Origin of the sequence: Pseudomonas sp. (assembly GCF_035497915.1) — a bacterium.
Classification (GTDB): domain Bacteria; phylum Pseudomonadota; class Gammaproteobacteria; order Pseudomonadales; family Pseudomonadaceae; genus Serpens.
Window position 1 is genome coordinate 104,009 of the sequence record NZ_DATJCS010000017.1, and the last position, 13,250, is coordinate 117,258.

Annotated in this window: 13 protein-coding genes and 1 tRNA gene; 10 read left to right on the forward strand and 4 right to left on the reverse strand. The window is 65.7% G+C overall.

The window, feature by feature from the left end; all coding sequences use genetic code 11:
* Positions 1-5 precede the first annotated feature (5 nt).
* Both prfA and hemA read right to left on the reverse strand, forming a co-directional pair.
* Positions 6-1,088 (reverse strand): peptide chain release factor 1, encoded by a 1,083-nt coding sequence (gene prfA / locus VL129_RS06320; RefSeq protein WP_325411201.1) that lies wholly within the window; start codon positions 1,086-1,088, stop codon positions 6-8.
* Positions 1,085-2,347, reverse strand: a complete 1,263-nt coding sequence (gene hemA, locus VL129_RS06325) for a glutamyl-tRNA reductase (RefSeq protein WP_325411203.1) — start codon at positions 2,345-2,347, stop codon at positions 1,085-1,087. Before hemA ends, prfA begins: the two co-directional genes overlap by 4 nt.
* A gap of 141 nt (positions 2,348-2,488) precedes the next feature.
* Between hemA and VL129_RS06330 the strand changes: the two genes are divergently transcribed.
* From VL129_RS06330 to VL129_RS06375, 10 genes are all read left to right on the forward strand, one after another.
* Entirely contained in the window at positions 2,489-4,201 is a 1,713-nt protein-coding gene (locus VL129_RS06330; protein ID WP_325411205.1) for a tetratricopeptide repeat protein, read from the forward strand.
* Positions 4,202-4,205: 4 nt separating this feature from the next.
* Entirely contained in the window at positions 4,206-4,820 is a 615-nt protein-coding gene (lolB, locus tag VL129_RS06335) for a lipoprotein insertase outer membrane protein LolB (RefSeq protein ID WP_325411207.1), read from the forward strand.
* 129 nt (positions 4,821-4,949) lie between these two features.
* Positions 4,950-5,807 carry a 4-(cytidine 5'-diphospho)-2-C-methyl-D-erythritol kinase gene (ispE, locus tag VL129_RS06340; protein WP_325411209.1) on the forward strand — a complete coding sequence of 286 codons (858 nt, stop codon included), beginning with the start codon at positions 4,950-4,952 and terminating at the stop codon, positions 5,805-5,807.
* 25 nt (positions 5,808-5,832) lie between these two features.
* Positions 5,833-5,907, forward strand: a tRNA-Gln gene (locus VL129_RS06345).
* An 80-nt stretch (positions 5,908-5,987) separates the two neighbouring features.
* Positions 5,988-6,932, forward strand: coding sequence for a ribose-phosphate pyrophosphokinase (locus VL129_RS06350; RefSeq protein ID WP_027591208.1), 945 nt, complete (start codon positions 5,988-5,990; stop codon positions 6,930-6,932).
* A 118-nt stretch (positions 6,933-7,050) separates the two neighbouring features.
* Complete coding sequence (locus VL129_RS06355) at positions 7,051-7,653, forward strand: 50S ribosomal protein L25/general stress protein Ctc (protein WP_325411212.1); 603 nt, start codon at positions 7,051-7,053, stop codon at positions 7,651-7,653.
* A 32-nt stretch (positions 7,654-7,685) separates the two neighbouring features.
* Positions 7,686-8,270, forward strand: a complete 585-nt coding sequence (gene pth, locus VL129_RS06360; RefSeq protein ID WP_325411214.1) for an aminoacyl-tRNA hydrolase — start codon at positions 7,686-7,688, stop codon at positions 8,268-8,270.
* Positions 8,271-8,312: 42 nt separating this feature from the next.
* Positions 8,313-9,413: a redox-regulated ATPase YchF gene (ychF, locus tag VL129_RS06365; protein WP_325411216.1), complete on the forward strand. Its 1,101-nt coding sequence runs from the start codon at positions 8,313-8,315 to the stop codon at positions 9,411-9,413.
* 278 nt (positions 9,414-9,691) lie between these two features.
* Entirely contained in the window at positions 9,692-10,042 is a 351-nt protein-coding gene (locus tag VL129_RS06370) for a DUF3147 family protein (RefSeq protein ID WP_325411218.1), read from the forward strand.
* A 216-nt stretch (positions 10,043-10,258) separates the two neighbouring features.
* Positions 10,259-11,578 (forward strand): hypothetical protein, encoded by a 1,320-nt coding sequence (locus VL129_RS06375; protein WP_325411220.1) that lies wholly within the window; start codon positions 10,259-10,261, stop codon positions 11,576-11,578.
* Positions 11,579-11,585: 7 nt separating this feature from the next.
* Here VL129_RS06375 and VL129_RS06380 read toward each other — a convergent pair whose 3' ends face one another.
* Positions 11,586-12,773: a trans-sulfuration enzyme family protein gene (locus tag VL129_RS06380; protein WP_325411222.1), complete on the reverse strand. Its 1,188-nt coding sequence runs from the start codon at positions 12,771-12,773 to the stop codon at positions 11,586-11,588.
* 38 nt (positions 12,774-12,811) lie between these two features.
* Positions 12,812-13,240 carry a VOC family protein gene (locus tag VL129_RS06385; protein WP_325411224.1) on the reverse strand — a complete coding sequence of 143 codons (429 nt, stop codon included), beginning with the start codon at positions 13,238-13,240 and terminating at the stop codon, positions 12,812-12,814.
* Between the last annotated feature and the right edge of the window lie 10 nt (positions 13,241-13,250).

The following is a 13,250-nucleotide window of genomic DNA, read 5'->3' on the forward strand; positions in this document are numbered from 1 at the left end:
TGTGCTTAATCCCCCAGCGCCGCCAACTGGTCGGCCTGGAATTCCTGACGCAGCGGCTCGATCACCTGTTCGACCGCGCCGGCCATGACTTCCGCCAGCGAATACAGGGTCAGGTTGATGCGATGGTCGGTGACCCGCCCCTGCGGGAAGTTATAGGTGCGGATGCGTTCGGAGCGGTCGCCCGAGCCCACCAGCAGCTTGCGGGTGTCAGCGATTTCCTTGTGCGCGGCGGCGTCCTGCTGGTCTTGCAGCTTGGCCGCCAGCCAGGCCATGGCCCGGGCACGGTTCTTGTGCTGCGAGCGCTCTTCCTGACACTCCACCACCATGCCGGTGGGCAAGTGGGTAATGCGCACCGCCGAATCGGTCTTGTTGATGTGCTGGCCGCCGGCCCCCGAGGCGCGGTAGGTGTCCACGCGCAGATCGGCCGGATTGATCTCGATAGCCGCCTGCTCGTCCGGCTCAGGCAGCACCGCCACGGTGCAGGCCGAGGTGTGGATGCGCCCTTGCGATTCGGTTTCCGGCACGCGCTGCACGCGGTGTGCGCCGGACTCGAACTTGAGCTTGGCGAACACGTCGTCGCCCTCGACACGGGTGATGATTTCCTTGTAACCGCCGTGCTCGCCGGGGTTCTCGGAGAGGATCTCGATACGCCAGCCCTGCTTCTCCGCATAGCGCGAGTACATGCGGAACAGGTCGCCGGCGAAGATCGCCGCCTCGTCGCCGCCGGTGCCGGCGCGCACTTCCAGGAACACGTTGCGGCTGTCGTTGGGGTCGCGCGGCAGCAGCATGCGCTGCAGGCGATCTTCCAGCTCGACCAGCTGTTCGCGGGCCTGCTCGACCTCTTCCTCGGCCATGGCGCGCAGCTCAGGATCGCTGTCCTTGAGCATCTCGCGGGCGCCGTCCAGGTCGCCCTGCACCTTGCAGAAATCCCGGTAGGTGAGGATCACCGGTTCCACTTCGGCGTATTCCTTGGAATAGGCGCGGAACTGGTTCTGGTTGCCGATCACCTCGGCGTCGCCGAGCAGCGCGGTGAGTTCTTCGTAGCGGTCCTGAAGCCCTTCCAGCTTCTTCAGAAGGGATGCCTTCATTTCTTCGTCTCGTCGAGGGCAAACAGCTCCTGCGCCACAGCCAGCGCATCCAGGCGGCCGTCGGCGCTGAGTCGCTTGAGCTGCACGCTGGGCGCGTGCAGCAGCTTGTTGGTCAGGCCGCGAGCCAGCTGGGCCAGCACATCCTCGGCGCTGCCGCCGTTCTGCAGCAGACGCTGGGCCTTGGCCAGCTCCTCGTCGCGCAGGCGCTCGGCCTGCTGGCGGTAGGCCTTGAGCACGTCCACCGCCGCCAGCTCGCGCAGGCGGGCCATGAACTCGTCGGCGCCCAGCGACACCAGATCCTCGGCGGCGCGGGCCGCGCCCTGGCGGCTCTTGAGGTTCTCCTCCACCACCTCGTGCAGGTCGTCAACGGTGTAGAGGTAGACGTCATCCAGCTCGCCGACCTGCGGCTCGATGTCGCGCGGCACGGCGATGTCGACCATGAACATCGGCTTGTGCTTGCGCAGCTTCAGCGCGCGCTCGACGGCGCCCTTGCCGAGGATCGGCAGCTGGCTGGCGGTGGAACTGATGACGATGTCGCTGTTGACCAGTTCATCGGGAATGTCGGAGAGCAGCACCGCGCGGGCGCCGAGCTCGTCGGCCAGTTTGCGGGCGCGCTCCAGGGTACGGTTGGCCACCACGATGCGCTTGACGCCCTGCTCGTGCAGGTGGCGGGCGACCAGGGTGATGGTTTCGCCGGCGCCGATCAGCAGCGCCTGACTGTTCTCCAGGCGGCTGAAGATCTGCTTCGCCAGGCTCACGGCGGCGAAGGCCACGGACACCGGGTTCTCGCCGATGGCGGTGTCGGTGCGCACGGTCTTGGCGGTGCTGAAGGTGGCCTGGAACAGGCGACCCAGCAGCGGGCCGATGGTGCCGGCCTCACGGGCCACCGCGTAGGCGGATTTCATCTGGCCGAGGATCTGCGGCTCGCCGAGCACCAGCGAATCCAGCCCGGACGCCACGCGCATCATGTGCCGCACGGCCTGCTCGTCGGCGTGCACGTAGGCACACTGGCGCAGCTCGTCTAGGCTCAGGCGGTGGTAGGCGGCCAGCCATTGCAGTACCTGGTCGGCCTGCAGGCAGTCCTGGTGCAGATACAGCTCGCTGCGGTTGCAGGTCGAGAGAATCGCCGCTTCACTGCTCGGCGTCACGTTGCAGAGCTGCTGGAGCGCCTCGACCATCTGCTCGGGCGTGAACGCCACCCGCTCGCGGATGTCCACGGAAGCGGTCTTGTGGTTGATACCAAGGGCGAGGAAGGCCATGCACGTCTTAGGTCGGGTCAGGGAAGCGCGTGATTCTCCTATGTCGCCCGGGTTTGAACAACTCCCATCCACCCTGCCCCGCCGATGGGCTTGCCGGCAGGCCTGTGTCATGATGGCGCAAAGCAGGTGAGTTACCCCTCCATGAAGATATTCGTCACGTTGTTGGCCAGCCTCATGCTCCTGGGCTGCCAGACACTGCCCTCCGCGTCCCGCAGCACCGAGCCCGATACCGCCAGTCCGCCCGCACCGCCCGTGGAGTACGCCTCGTTCCGCCCGGACACCCTGTTCGCCCTGCTGACCGCCGAGCTGGCCGGACAGCGCGGCCGCTTCGACATCGCCCTGGCCAACTATCTGCGCGAAGCGAACGCGACCCGCGACCCGGGCGTCGCCGAGCGCGCCTATCGCATCTCCGAATACCTGGGCGCCGACCAGGCGGCGCTCGACAGCGCGCGCATCTGGGCCGACAGCGACCCGAGCAACACCGAGGCGCAGCGCGCCGCCGCCATCCAGCTGGCCCGCGCCGGACGCTTCGAGCAGTCGCTGGTGCACATGGAGAACATCCTGCGCCACCAGGGCAATCCGCATTTCGACTTCCTCGCGCTGTCCGCCGCGGAAACCGATCCGGACACGCGCGCCGGACTGATGACCAGCTTCGAACAGCTGCTGCAGAAGTACCCGGACAACGCCCAGCTGCTGTTCGGCCAGGCCCTGCTGCTGCAGCAGGACGGCAAGCCGGAAGAAGCCCTGGCGCTGCTCGACCATCCGGCGCTGCAAAAGGGCGACGTTGGCGCCCTGCTGCTGCGTGCCCGTCTGCTGCAGAGCCTGGACCGTGGCGACGAGGCCCTGCCGCTGCTGCGCAAGGGCATTCGCCAGCACCCGGACGACAAGCGTCTGCGCCTGGCCGAAGCGCGCCTGCTGGTCGACCAGCGCAAGCTGCCCGAGGCGCACAAGGCGTTTTCCGAGCTGCTGGAACAGCACCCGGAGGACGACGACCTGCGCTTTTCCCTGGCCCTGGTCAGCATGGAAACCGAGGACTGGCAGGAGGCGCGCACGTTGCTGGAGGAACTGGTCGAACGCGACACCCACCGCAACGCCGCCCTGCTGCACCTGGGCCGGGTCTACGAGGAACTCGACGAGCCGGACGCGGCGCTGAACGCCTACGCCCAGGTCGAGCCGGGCAACGAATACCTGCCGGCGCTGGCGCGCCAGAGTACCCTGCTGTTCGAACGCCAGCAGGGCGGCGACGCCGCGCGCCTGCTGCGCGAAGCCCGCGCCAGCTACCCGGAGTACGCGGTGCAGCTGTACCTGATCGAAGCCGAAGCCTGGTCCCGGCACAACCAGCCGCAACGCGCCAGCCGACTGATCGACCAGGCCCTGGCCGAATACCCCGGCGACCTCAACCTGCTCTATAGCCGGGCCATGCTGGCCGAGAAGCGCGGCGATCTGGCGCAACTGGAACGCGACCTGCGTTTCATCCTCGAACAGGAGCCGGACAACGCCATGGCGCTCAACGCGCTGGGCTACACGCTGGCCGATCGCACCGATCGTTACGAGGAAGCCCGTCGCCTGATCGAACAGGCCTACCACCTGAGTCCGGACGACGCGGCGGTGATCGACAGCCTCGGCTGGGTCAATTACCGCCTGGGCAACTTGGCGGAGGCCGAGCGCCTGCTGCGCCTAGCCATGGACAAGATGCCCGACGCGGAAGTCGCCGCGCACCTCGGCGAGGTGCTCTGGGTACGCGGCAAGCAGCGCGAGGCCCGCAAGGTCTGGGCCGAGGCGCTGAAAAACGACCCGCAAAGCACCACCCTGCTGCGCACGCTGCAACGCCTGACCGGATCGGAGAAGCCCTGACGCCATGAAACGCCTCGCGACCCTCCTCGCCATCCTCACCCTGCTCGCCGGTTGTGCCGCCCAGCAACCCCGCGAACTCACCGAAGGCCTGGGCAACCCGGCCCAATGGCAGGCCCACAAGGTGCAGATCAGCCAGATCGATGGCTGGCAGATCACCGGCAAGCTGGGCCTGAAGACGCCGGACGAGTCCGGCAGTGCCACCCTGCAGTGGTTGCAGCGCCAGTCGTACTTCGACATCCGCCTGTCCGGCCCCCTCGGCCAGGGCGCCAGCCGCCTGACCGGGCGCCCCGGCGCCACCGAACTGGAGATCGCCAACCAGGGTCGCTACAGCGCCGAATCGCCGGAAGCGCTGCTGGAAGAACAACTCGGCTGGCAACTGCCGGTCTCCCACCTGCTGTGGTGGGTACGCGGCCTGCCCGAGCCGGACAGCCGCAGCCAGCTGATCCTCGACGCCGACAGCCGCCTGGCGCGCCTGACCCAGGACGAGTGGCGGGTGGACTACCTGAGCTACCTGGAGCAGGACGGCTTCGCCCTGCCCTCGCGCCTGAAGCTGTACGGCAAGGACCTGGAGATCACCCTGGTGATCAAGGACTGGCGCCCGCGCCTGCTGGGACGGTAGCGCCGACACACTCCCCTCTCCCCTCGCGGGAGAGGGGCCGGGGGAGAGGGGGCGGGCGAAGACAACGCCTTCCACCCTCTCCCCAACCCTCTCGAGAGGGAGATGAATCCACGCAACCGAACCCACGCCATGCATGACGCCCAACTGATCCTGCCCGCCCCGGCCAAGCTCAACCTGTTCCTGCACATCCTCGGCCGCCGTCCGGACGGCTATCACGAGCTGCAGACGCTCTTCCAGTTCCTCGACCACGGCGACGAGCTCGGTTTCCGTTGCCGCGAGGATGGGCAGATCCGTCTGCACACCGACGTGCCCGGCGTGCCCCACGACAGCAACCTGATCGTGCGCGCCGCGCGACGCCTGCAGGAACAGTCCGGCACCCGCTTGGGCGCCGACATCTGGCTGGACAAGCGCCTGCCCATGGGCGGCGGCATCGGAGGCGGCAGTTCGGATGCCGCGACCACCCTGGTCGGCCTGAACCACCTCTGGGGACTGGACTGGAGCGAGGACCGCCTGGCCGAGCTGGGCCTGGCGCTGGGCGCGGATGTGCCGGTGTTCGTGCGCGGCCGCGCGGCCTTCGCCGAAGGCGTCGGCGAGCAGCTCACCCCGGTTAGCCCGGACGAGCCCTGGTACCTGGTGCTTGCGCCGCAAGTGTCTGTTAGTACAGCAGAAATTTTTTCCGACCCGGAGTTGACACGTGATACTCCGGCCATTAGAGTTCGCAGCCTTCCTGAGGGGGGCGGTCATAACGACTGTCAGCCGGTGGTTGAGAAGCGCTACAGCGAAGTTCGTAACGCTTTGAAGTGGTTGAACAATTTTGTTCAGGCACGCATGACCGGCACTGGAGCTTGTGTGTTTGGGAGCTTCCCAAATCGCGATGAGGCTGATAGAGTCTCGCGCCAACTTCCAGCCACTCTGCCGAGCTTCATCGCTCGCGGTTGCAACCGGTCTCCGCTGCATCGCACGATGGAAAACCTGGCAAGGAAGTGAATGCCTGAATTCGGGAATTCGATACAGGGGCGTCGCCAAGCGGTAAGGCACCAGGTTTTGATCCTGGCATGCGTTGGTTCGAATCCAGCCGCCCCTGCCATATTCCAGAGCTGTTCAAAAAGCCCGCCTTTTTGAACAGCTTTTCAATTTCATCGGACCCAATCCAGGCAGGTACTGCGCGTGTCCAAGATGATGGTCTTCACGGGGAACGCCAACCCCGATCTGGCGCGTCGCGTCGTTCAGCAACTGCACATCCCGCTCGGTGACGTTGCCGTAGGCAAATTCTCCGACGGCGAGATCAGCGTTGAAATCAATGAAAATGTTCGCGGTAAGGACGTCTTCCTGATTCAACCGACCTGTGCGCCCACCAACGACAACCTGATGGAACTGGTGGTGATGGCCGATGCCTTCCGCCGCTCCTCCGCGTCGCGCATCACCGCCGTGATCCCCTACTTCGGCTATGCCCGTCAGGATCGCCGCCCCCGCTCCGCCCGTGTGGCGATCAGCGCCAAGGTGGTGGCCGACATGCTGGCCAACGTCGGCGTCAACCGTGTGCTCACCGTTGACCTGCACGCCGACCAGATCCAGGGTTTCTTCGATATCCCCGTGGACAACATCTACGGCTCGCCCACCCTGGTGGACGATATCGAAGACCAGCGCTTCGAGAACCTGCTGATCGTGTCCCCGGACATCGGTGGCGTGGTGCGTGCGCGCGCCGTAGCCAAGAGCCTGGGCGTGGACCTGGCGATCATCGACAAGCGTCGCCCCAAGGCCAACGTGTCCGAAGTCATGCACATCATCGGTGATGTCGAAGGCCGCACCTGCGTGCTGGTCGACGACATGGTCGATACCGCCGGCACCCTGTGCCTGGCCGCCAAGGCCCTCAAGGACCATGGCGCCGAGCGTGTCTACGCCTACTGCACCCACCCCGTGCTGTCCGGCCGCGCCATCGAGAACATCGAAGGCTCCGCGCTCGACGAAGTGGTGGTCACCAACACCATCCCGCTGTCCCCGGCGGCGCAGGCCTGCCCGCGCATTCGCCAGCTGGACATCGCCCCGGTGGTCGCCGAAGCGGTACGCCGCATCAGCAACGAAGAATCGATCAGCGCCATGTTTCGTAGCTGACGGCCCTGCCGCCAGCTATCGCGCTGAACACAAGCGCCCCGCCTGACGCGGGGCTTTTCCGAGTCGCCCAAACGCTGGTCGCAAGCGTGCGGGCGACACGTATATCTGGAGATACAACATGACCAAGATCATCCTGAATGCCCAAGCGCGTTCCGACCTGGGGAAAGGTGCGAGCCGCCGCCTGCGTCGTAACGCCAGCCTGGTTCCGGCCGTTGTCTACGGTGGCGACAAGGCTCCGCAATCCATCAGCCTGGTGGCCAAGGAACTCGCCAAGGCCCTGGAAAACGAAGCCACCTTCAGCAGCGTCATCAGCCTGACTATCGACGGCAAGGCCGAAGACGTGATCATCAAGGCCCTGCAGCGTCACCCGGCCAAGAGCTTCGTACTGCATGCCGACTTCATTCGTGTCGTTGCCGGCCAGAAGATGACTGCCCAGGTTCCGCTGCACTTCATGAACCAGGAAACCTCCGTGGGCGTGAAGCAGCAAGGCGGCGAAATCTCCCACGTGATCAGCGAAGTGGAAGTTTCCTGCGAAGCCAAGGATCTGCCCGAGTTCATCGAAGTCGACCTGGCCAACGTCGAAGTCGGTCAGATCGTTCACCTGTCCGATCTGAAGCTGCCGAAGGGCGTCGAGCTGGTAGCCCTGGCTCACGGCAACAACCTGGCCGTGGCCAATATCCACGCGTCCCGCGTTGAGAAGGAAGAAGGCGCCGCCGAGTAATTTACTCGACCGCCTGAGGAAGGGCCCCTGACGTGACTGCCGTACAACTGATCGTCGGCCTGGGTAATCCAGGCCCCGAATACGACCAGACCCGGCATAACGCAGGGGCCCTTTTCGTTGAGCGCCTCGCCGACGCCAAGGGCGTGCGGCTGGTCGCCGACAAGAAGTACTTCGGCCTGCTGGGCAAGTTCACCCATCAGGGCCAGGACGTTCGTCTGCTCATCCCCACCACCTACATGAACCGCAGCGGACAGGCCGTCGCCGCGCTGGCCCGGTTCTACCGCATCGAACCCGATGCCATCCTGGTGGCCCACGACGAACTCGACATGCCGCCCGGCGTCGCCAAGCTGAAGAAGGGCGGCGGTCACGGCGGGCACAACGGACTGCGCGACATCATCGCCCAGCTCGGCAACAACAACGGTTTTCATCGCCTGCGCCTGGGCATCGGCCATCCCGGCCATGCCAGCCTGGTGTCCGGCTTCGTGCTCAGCCGCGCGCCGCGCAGCGAGCAGGAGCTGCTGGACAAGAGCATCGACCACGCCCTGGGCGTCGTCCCGGAGATCCTGGCCGGCGACTGGACCAAGGCCATGCAGACGCTGCACAGCCAGAAAGCCTGATCACCTCCCCTTTACCGTCTTTATCTCCGCGAGGGATACACCATGGGATTCAATTGCGGCATCGTCGGCCTGCCCAACGTCGGCAAGTCCACCCTGTTCAACGCCCTGACCAAGTCCGGCATCGCCGCAGAGAACTTCCCCTTCTGCACCATCGAGCCGAACAGCGGCATCGTGCCGATGCCCGACGCGCGCCTCGACGCCCTGGCGGAGATCGTCAAGCCCGAGCGTGTGCTGCCGACCACTATGGAATTCGTCGACATCGCCGGCCTGGTCGCCGGTGCCTCCAAGGGTGAAGGTCTGGGCAACAAGTTCCTGGCCAACATTCGCGAAACCGACGCCATCGCCCACGTGGTGCGCTGCTTCGAGGATGAGAACGTCATTCACGTGGCCAACAGCGTCGATCCCAAGCGTGATATCGAAATTATCGACCTGGAACTGATCTTTGCCGACCTCGACAGCTGCGAGAAGCAACTGCAGAAGGTCACTCGCAACGCCAAGGGTGGCGACAAGGATGCCCTGGCGCAGAAGGCCGTTCTGGAAAAGCTCATCCCGCATTTTAGCGAGGGCAAGCCGGCCCGCAGCCTGATGAAGAACATGGATGAAGAGCAGAAGCGCACCATCCGCAGCTTCCACCTGCTGACCAGCAAGCCGGTGATGTACATCGCCAACGTGGCCGAGGACGGCTTCGAGAACAACCCGCACCTGGACGTGGTGAAGGCCATCGCCGAGGAAGAAGGCGCCATCGTGGTGCCGGTGTGCAACAAGATCGAGTCGGAAATCGCCGAGCTCGACGACGGCGAAGAAAAGGACATGTTCCTCGAAGCCATCGGCATGACCGAGCCGGGCCTGAACCGCGTGATCCGCGCCGGCTACGAACTGCTCAACCTGCAGACCTACTTCACCGCCGGCGTGAAGGAAGTACGTGCCTGGACCGTGAAGGTTGGCGCCACCGCTCCGCAAGCCGCCGCCGTGATCCACACCGACTTCGAGAAGGGCTTCATCCGCGCCGAAGTCATCGCCTACGACGACTTCATCCAGTACAAGGGTGAAGCCGGCGCCAAGGAAGCCGGCAAATGGCGCCTGGAAGGCAAGGACTACATCGTCAAGGACGGCGACGTGATGCATTTCCGCTTCAACGTCTGACGCCCCCGCTGGCTCTCAGCGGACCTTGATGGGCCCCGAACCCCTTGCAGCTACTGGCTTCAAGGGGTTTTTCATTTCCGCCTTTGCCTATCCCCCTTGGCATGCAGAGTGACGGTTACAGGCTTGTCAGTGCGATTGCGCCCCGTGCATGCCGTCGAAGGCTGCTTCCAGCCCCCTCGTCTTCCGGCGTTGCGCGACCTTTGCCGTAGCCGTGGTAGAACTCGCGCGGCGTGTTGTAGCTTCAAGCAAATCACCAGATACCTTGAGGAAGGCGTTACATGGCCTGGATCATCAGCAAGTACTTCATCACCGCCATCCTGGTCGTCGTGGTCTCGGAAGTCGCGAAACGCAGTGACCGGTTTGGCGCCCTGATTGCCGCGCTACCGCTGGTTACCGTGCTGACGCTTATCTGGCTGTACGTTGAAAAACAGCCGGCCGAAAAAATCGCCAACCACGCCTGGTACACCTTCTGGTATGTCTTGCCCACCCTGCCGATGCTGCTCGCGTTTCCCACGCTTCTTTCCCGGTTCGGCTTCTGGCCCGCCCTGCTGATCTATGTCGTTGCCACAGCGGGCTGCTTCGGTCTGTTTGCCCTGTTTGTCCGGCGTTTCGGTATCGAACTTCTTTGATACCCGGCACTTCATGGAACGCGCCCATCCGGATGGGCTGGCCAGGCAGCTCCAACTCGATCCGGCAGGTTCGCCAGCCCGAAGTCCAAAAAGCAGATGAAGCCATTCCGGCGAATCCGTATGCTGCGAGCCACGACTTTCAGCTAAATGCTGCCACCCCCTGACCAGAGAAGCCCCGTACTCGCACCCTGAGACGGGGCTTTTGTCCGAACCGCCATGCCGCCACTTCCTGACCAAGACACCCTTCTCTCCCCCGCCACCGCGCTGGCCGAGTGGCCGATCGAAGCGCTCAACAGCCGCTGCTTCTGCATCGGCCTGGACAGCGACGAACTGCGCCAGGCGCTGGAGTCGACCCTGGGTCGACCCGGCCTGTTCGAACTGGTGCGCCAGCGCTGCCCTCACCTGTTCGCCGCCCATCCGGTGTTCGTCGACCCGGGCAAGCTGAGCCACATGGCCCAACTGGTGGCGGCCGTCGAGACGGTGGTTACGCTGCCGGCCTACCGCGAAGCGGTGCTGGCCCGCGCGCCGGCCATCGCCCGGCACGATCCGGGCGCCAAGGGCGTGTTCTTCGGCTTCGACTTCCATGTCGAACAGGGCGGGTGCGGTCTGATCGAGATCAACACCAACGCGGGCGGGGCGATGCTCAACGCCGTGGTGGCTCGCGCCCAGCGGGCCTGTTGCCCTCAGGTGGAAAAGTTCCTGCCGCCCTCCGCCCGAGCCGAGGAACTGGAGGCGCGGATCCTGGCGATGTTCCGCGAGGAATGGGCGCGCGCCGGGCATGAGCGCCCGCTGCGCAGCATCGCCATCGTCGATGCGACGCCCGAGCAGCAGTACCTCTACCCCGAATTCCTGCTGTTCCAGCAGCTGTTCCAGCGCCATGGCTGGGAGACGGTGATTGCCGATCCCGGCGAGCTGACCCTCAGGGACGGACGGCTGTGGCACGGCGAGCTGGCCATCGACCTGGTCTACAACCGGCTGACCGACTTCGCCTTCGACGACCCGGCCAACGCCACCCTGCGCGCGGCCTATCTGGAGGATGCCGCGCTGGTGACGCCGCACCCGCGCGCCCATGCGCTGTATGCGGACAAGCACAACCTGACCCTGCTCAGCGACGAGGAGCAGCTGCGGGCGCTGGGTGTGCCGGCAGCCACCCGTGAGCTGCTGCTGGCCTGCATCCCGCGCACCGAACGGGTCACTGCCGACAACGCCGAGCGCCTGTGGCGCGAGCGGCGCCGGTTGTTCTTCAAGCCCTGTGCGGGCTTCGGCAGTCGCGCCGCGTATCGCGGCGACAAGCTGACCCAGCGGGTCTGGCAGGAGATTCTTGCCGGTGACTATGTCGCTCAGGCGCTGGTGCCGCCGGGCCAGCGGGTGATGTCCTCCGAGTCGGCCGAACCGCTCAAGTTCGACCTGCGCAACTACGCCTATGACGGTGCGGTGCAGTGGGTGGCGGCCCGCCTGTATCAGGGGCAGACCACCAACTTCCGCACTCCGGGCGGCGGCTTCGCACCGGTCTACCCGGGACCACGCTCCGAATAAGCTCAGTTCAGAGCTGATCCAGCGCCTGCTGGAAGTCCTCGACGATATCCTCGACATCCTCGATGCCCACCGACACACGGACGGTGCCATCGTGGATGTCCAGCGCGGCGAGCGCCTGCGCCGACTGCGCGCGGTGCGAAGTCTTGGCGGGATGGGAAACGCTGGTCGCCACCCCGGCCAGCGACGGCGCGAATACGGCGCGGCGCAGGCCGCGGATCAGCCGGTCTGCCTCGGCGAGGCCGCCGTCGAGGGTGAAGCTGAGCATGCCCGAGCAGCCGTGGCGAAACATCCGGCGCGCCAGCGCATGATCGGGATGGGACGCCAGGCCGGGGTAATACACGCGCGCCACCTTCGGGTGCCGCTCGATGGTTTCGGCCAGCGCCAGGGCGTTGGCCGAATGGGCGCGCATGCGCAGCGCCAGGGTCTTCGCCCCGCGAAAGGTCAGCCAGGATTCGAAGGGACTGGCGCTGCCACCGGAGGTGATCTGGTAACGCCGCGCCCGGGCGACCCATTCCGGGTCGCCGACCAGGATGCCGCCCATCGCGTCGCTGTGGCCGCTGATGTACTTGGTGGTGCTGTGCAGCACCAGGTCGGCACCCTCGGCGAGCGGCCGGTAGAGCACCGGCGAGAGGAAGGAGTTGTCCACCAGCAGCTTCAGGCCATGGGCACGGGCCAGGCCGGCCAGGGCCGGAATGTCGCTGAGGCGCACCAGCGGGTTGGAGGCGGTTTCGGTGTAGATCAGCCGGGTGGTCGGCTGGATGGCCGCCTGCACCGCCGCCAGGTCGCGGATGTCCACCAGGGTGGCGCGGATGCCGAAGCGGGCCAGGTCGTCCTCGATCAGCGTTTGCGTGGTGCCGTACAGCTCGCGACTCGCCACCAGGTGATCGCCGGCGCTCAGGTTGCCGAGCAGCGCGGCACTGATCGCCGCCATGCCCGTGGCGGAAAACAGCGCGGCCTCCCCGCCTTCCAGATCGCCGATCAGCTGCTCCAGCGCCGCCGGGTTGGGATTGCCGAAGCGCGTGTACATGTAGTTGTCGGGATGGCCGGCGATCTCGTCCAGCTGGGCCAGCGAGTCGTAGACGAACACCGAGCTCTGGTAGATCGGCAGGCTCTTGGCATGGGTCAGCATGCCGTGATCGATGTCGTTGCCACTGTGTACGGCCAGGGTGGAAAGGCCGGGCGTGCGTTCAGTCATGCGCGTTCCTCGGAAAGTCATCGGCGGCTGTCGCCGGTCTAGAAAGTGATCAGCACCGACTCCGCGCTGCGCTGCGCCGGCCCGTGGTACACGGCCTCGATGTTGTTGCCGTCGGGGTCGAGGACGAAGGCGGCGTAGTAGCCCGGGTGATAGCCACGCTCGCCCGGCGCGCCGTTGTCGGTGCCGCCGCTGGCCAGGGCCGCCTTGTGGAAGGCCTCGACCATGGCCGGGTCGCGGGCCTGGAAGGCCAGGTGATGACGGCCGGTCAGGTTGCCCAAGGCAGCCGGGCTGTCCGCCGTCGAGACGAACAGTTCGTCCGCCCAGAAATAACCCTCGCCCGTGCCGCCCATGGGGATTTCCAGCACGGCGAAGACCGCCTGGTAGAAGGCCTGGCTGGCGGGCAGGTCCCGCACCACCAACTGGATGTGATCGATCAACCGCCCGCGATGCAACTCCTGCGTTTCCATTTCGTTCTCC

Excerpts from the sequence above, each read along its gene's own strand:
- hemA (WP_325411203.1), bottom strand. The coding sequence starts at position 2,347 with ATGGCCTTCCTCGCCCTTGGTATCAACCACAAGACCGCTTCCGTGGAC.
- prfA (WP_325411201.1), bottom strand. The coding sequence starts at position 1,088 with ATGAAGGCATCCCTTCTGAAGAAGCTGGAAGGGCTTCAGGACCGCTAC.
- lolB (WP_325411207.1), top strand. The coding sequence starts at position 4,206 with ATGAAACGCCTCGCGACCCTCCTCGCCATCCTCACCCTGCTCGCCGGT.
- VL129_RS06370 (WP_325411218.1), top strand. The coding sequence starts at position 9,692 with ATGGCCTGGATCATCAGCAAGTACTTCATCACCGCCATCCTGGTCGTC.
- VL129_RS06375 (WP_325411220.1), top strand. The coding sequence starts at position 10,259 with ATGCCGCCACTTCCTGACCAAGACACCCTTCTCTCCCCCGCCACCGCG.
- VL129_RS06355 (WP_325411212.1), top strand. The coding sequence starts at position 7,051 with ATGACCAAGATCATCCTGAATGCCCAAGCGCGTTCCGACCTGGGGAAA.
- VL129_RS06385 (WP_325411224.1), bottom strand. The coding sequence starts at position 13,240 with ATGGAAACGCAGGAGTTGCATCGCGGGCGGTTGATCGATCACATCCAG.
- VL129_RS06330 (WP_325411205.1), top strand. The coding sequence starts at position 2,489 with ATGAAGATATTCGTCACGTTGTTGGCCAGCCTCATGCTCCTGGGCTGC.
- VL129_RS06380 (WP_325411222.1), bottom strand. The coding sequence starts at position 12,773 with ATGACTGAACGCACGCCCGGCCTTTCCACCCTGGCCGTACACAGTGGC.
- ychF (WP_325411216.1), top strand. The coding sequence starts at position 8,313 with ATGGGATTCAATTGCGGCATCGTCGGCCTGCCCAACGTCGGCAAGTCC.
- ispE (WP_325411209.1), top strand. The coding sequence starts at position 4,950 with ATGCATGACGCCCAACTGATCCTGCCCGCCCCGGCCAAGCTCAACCTG.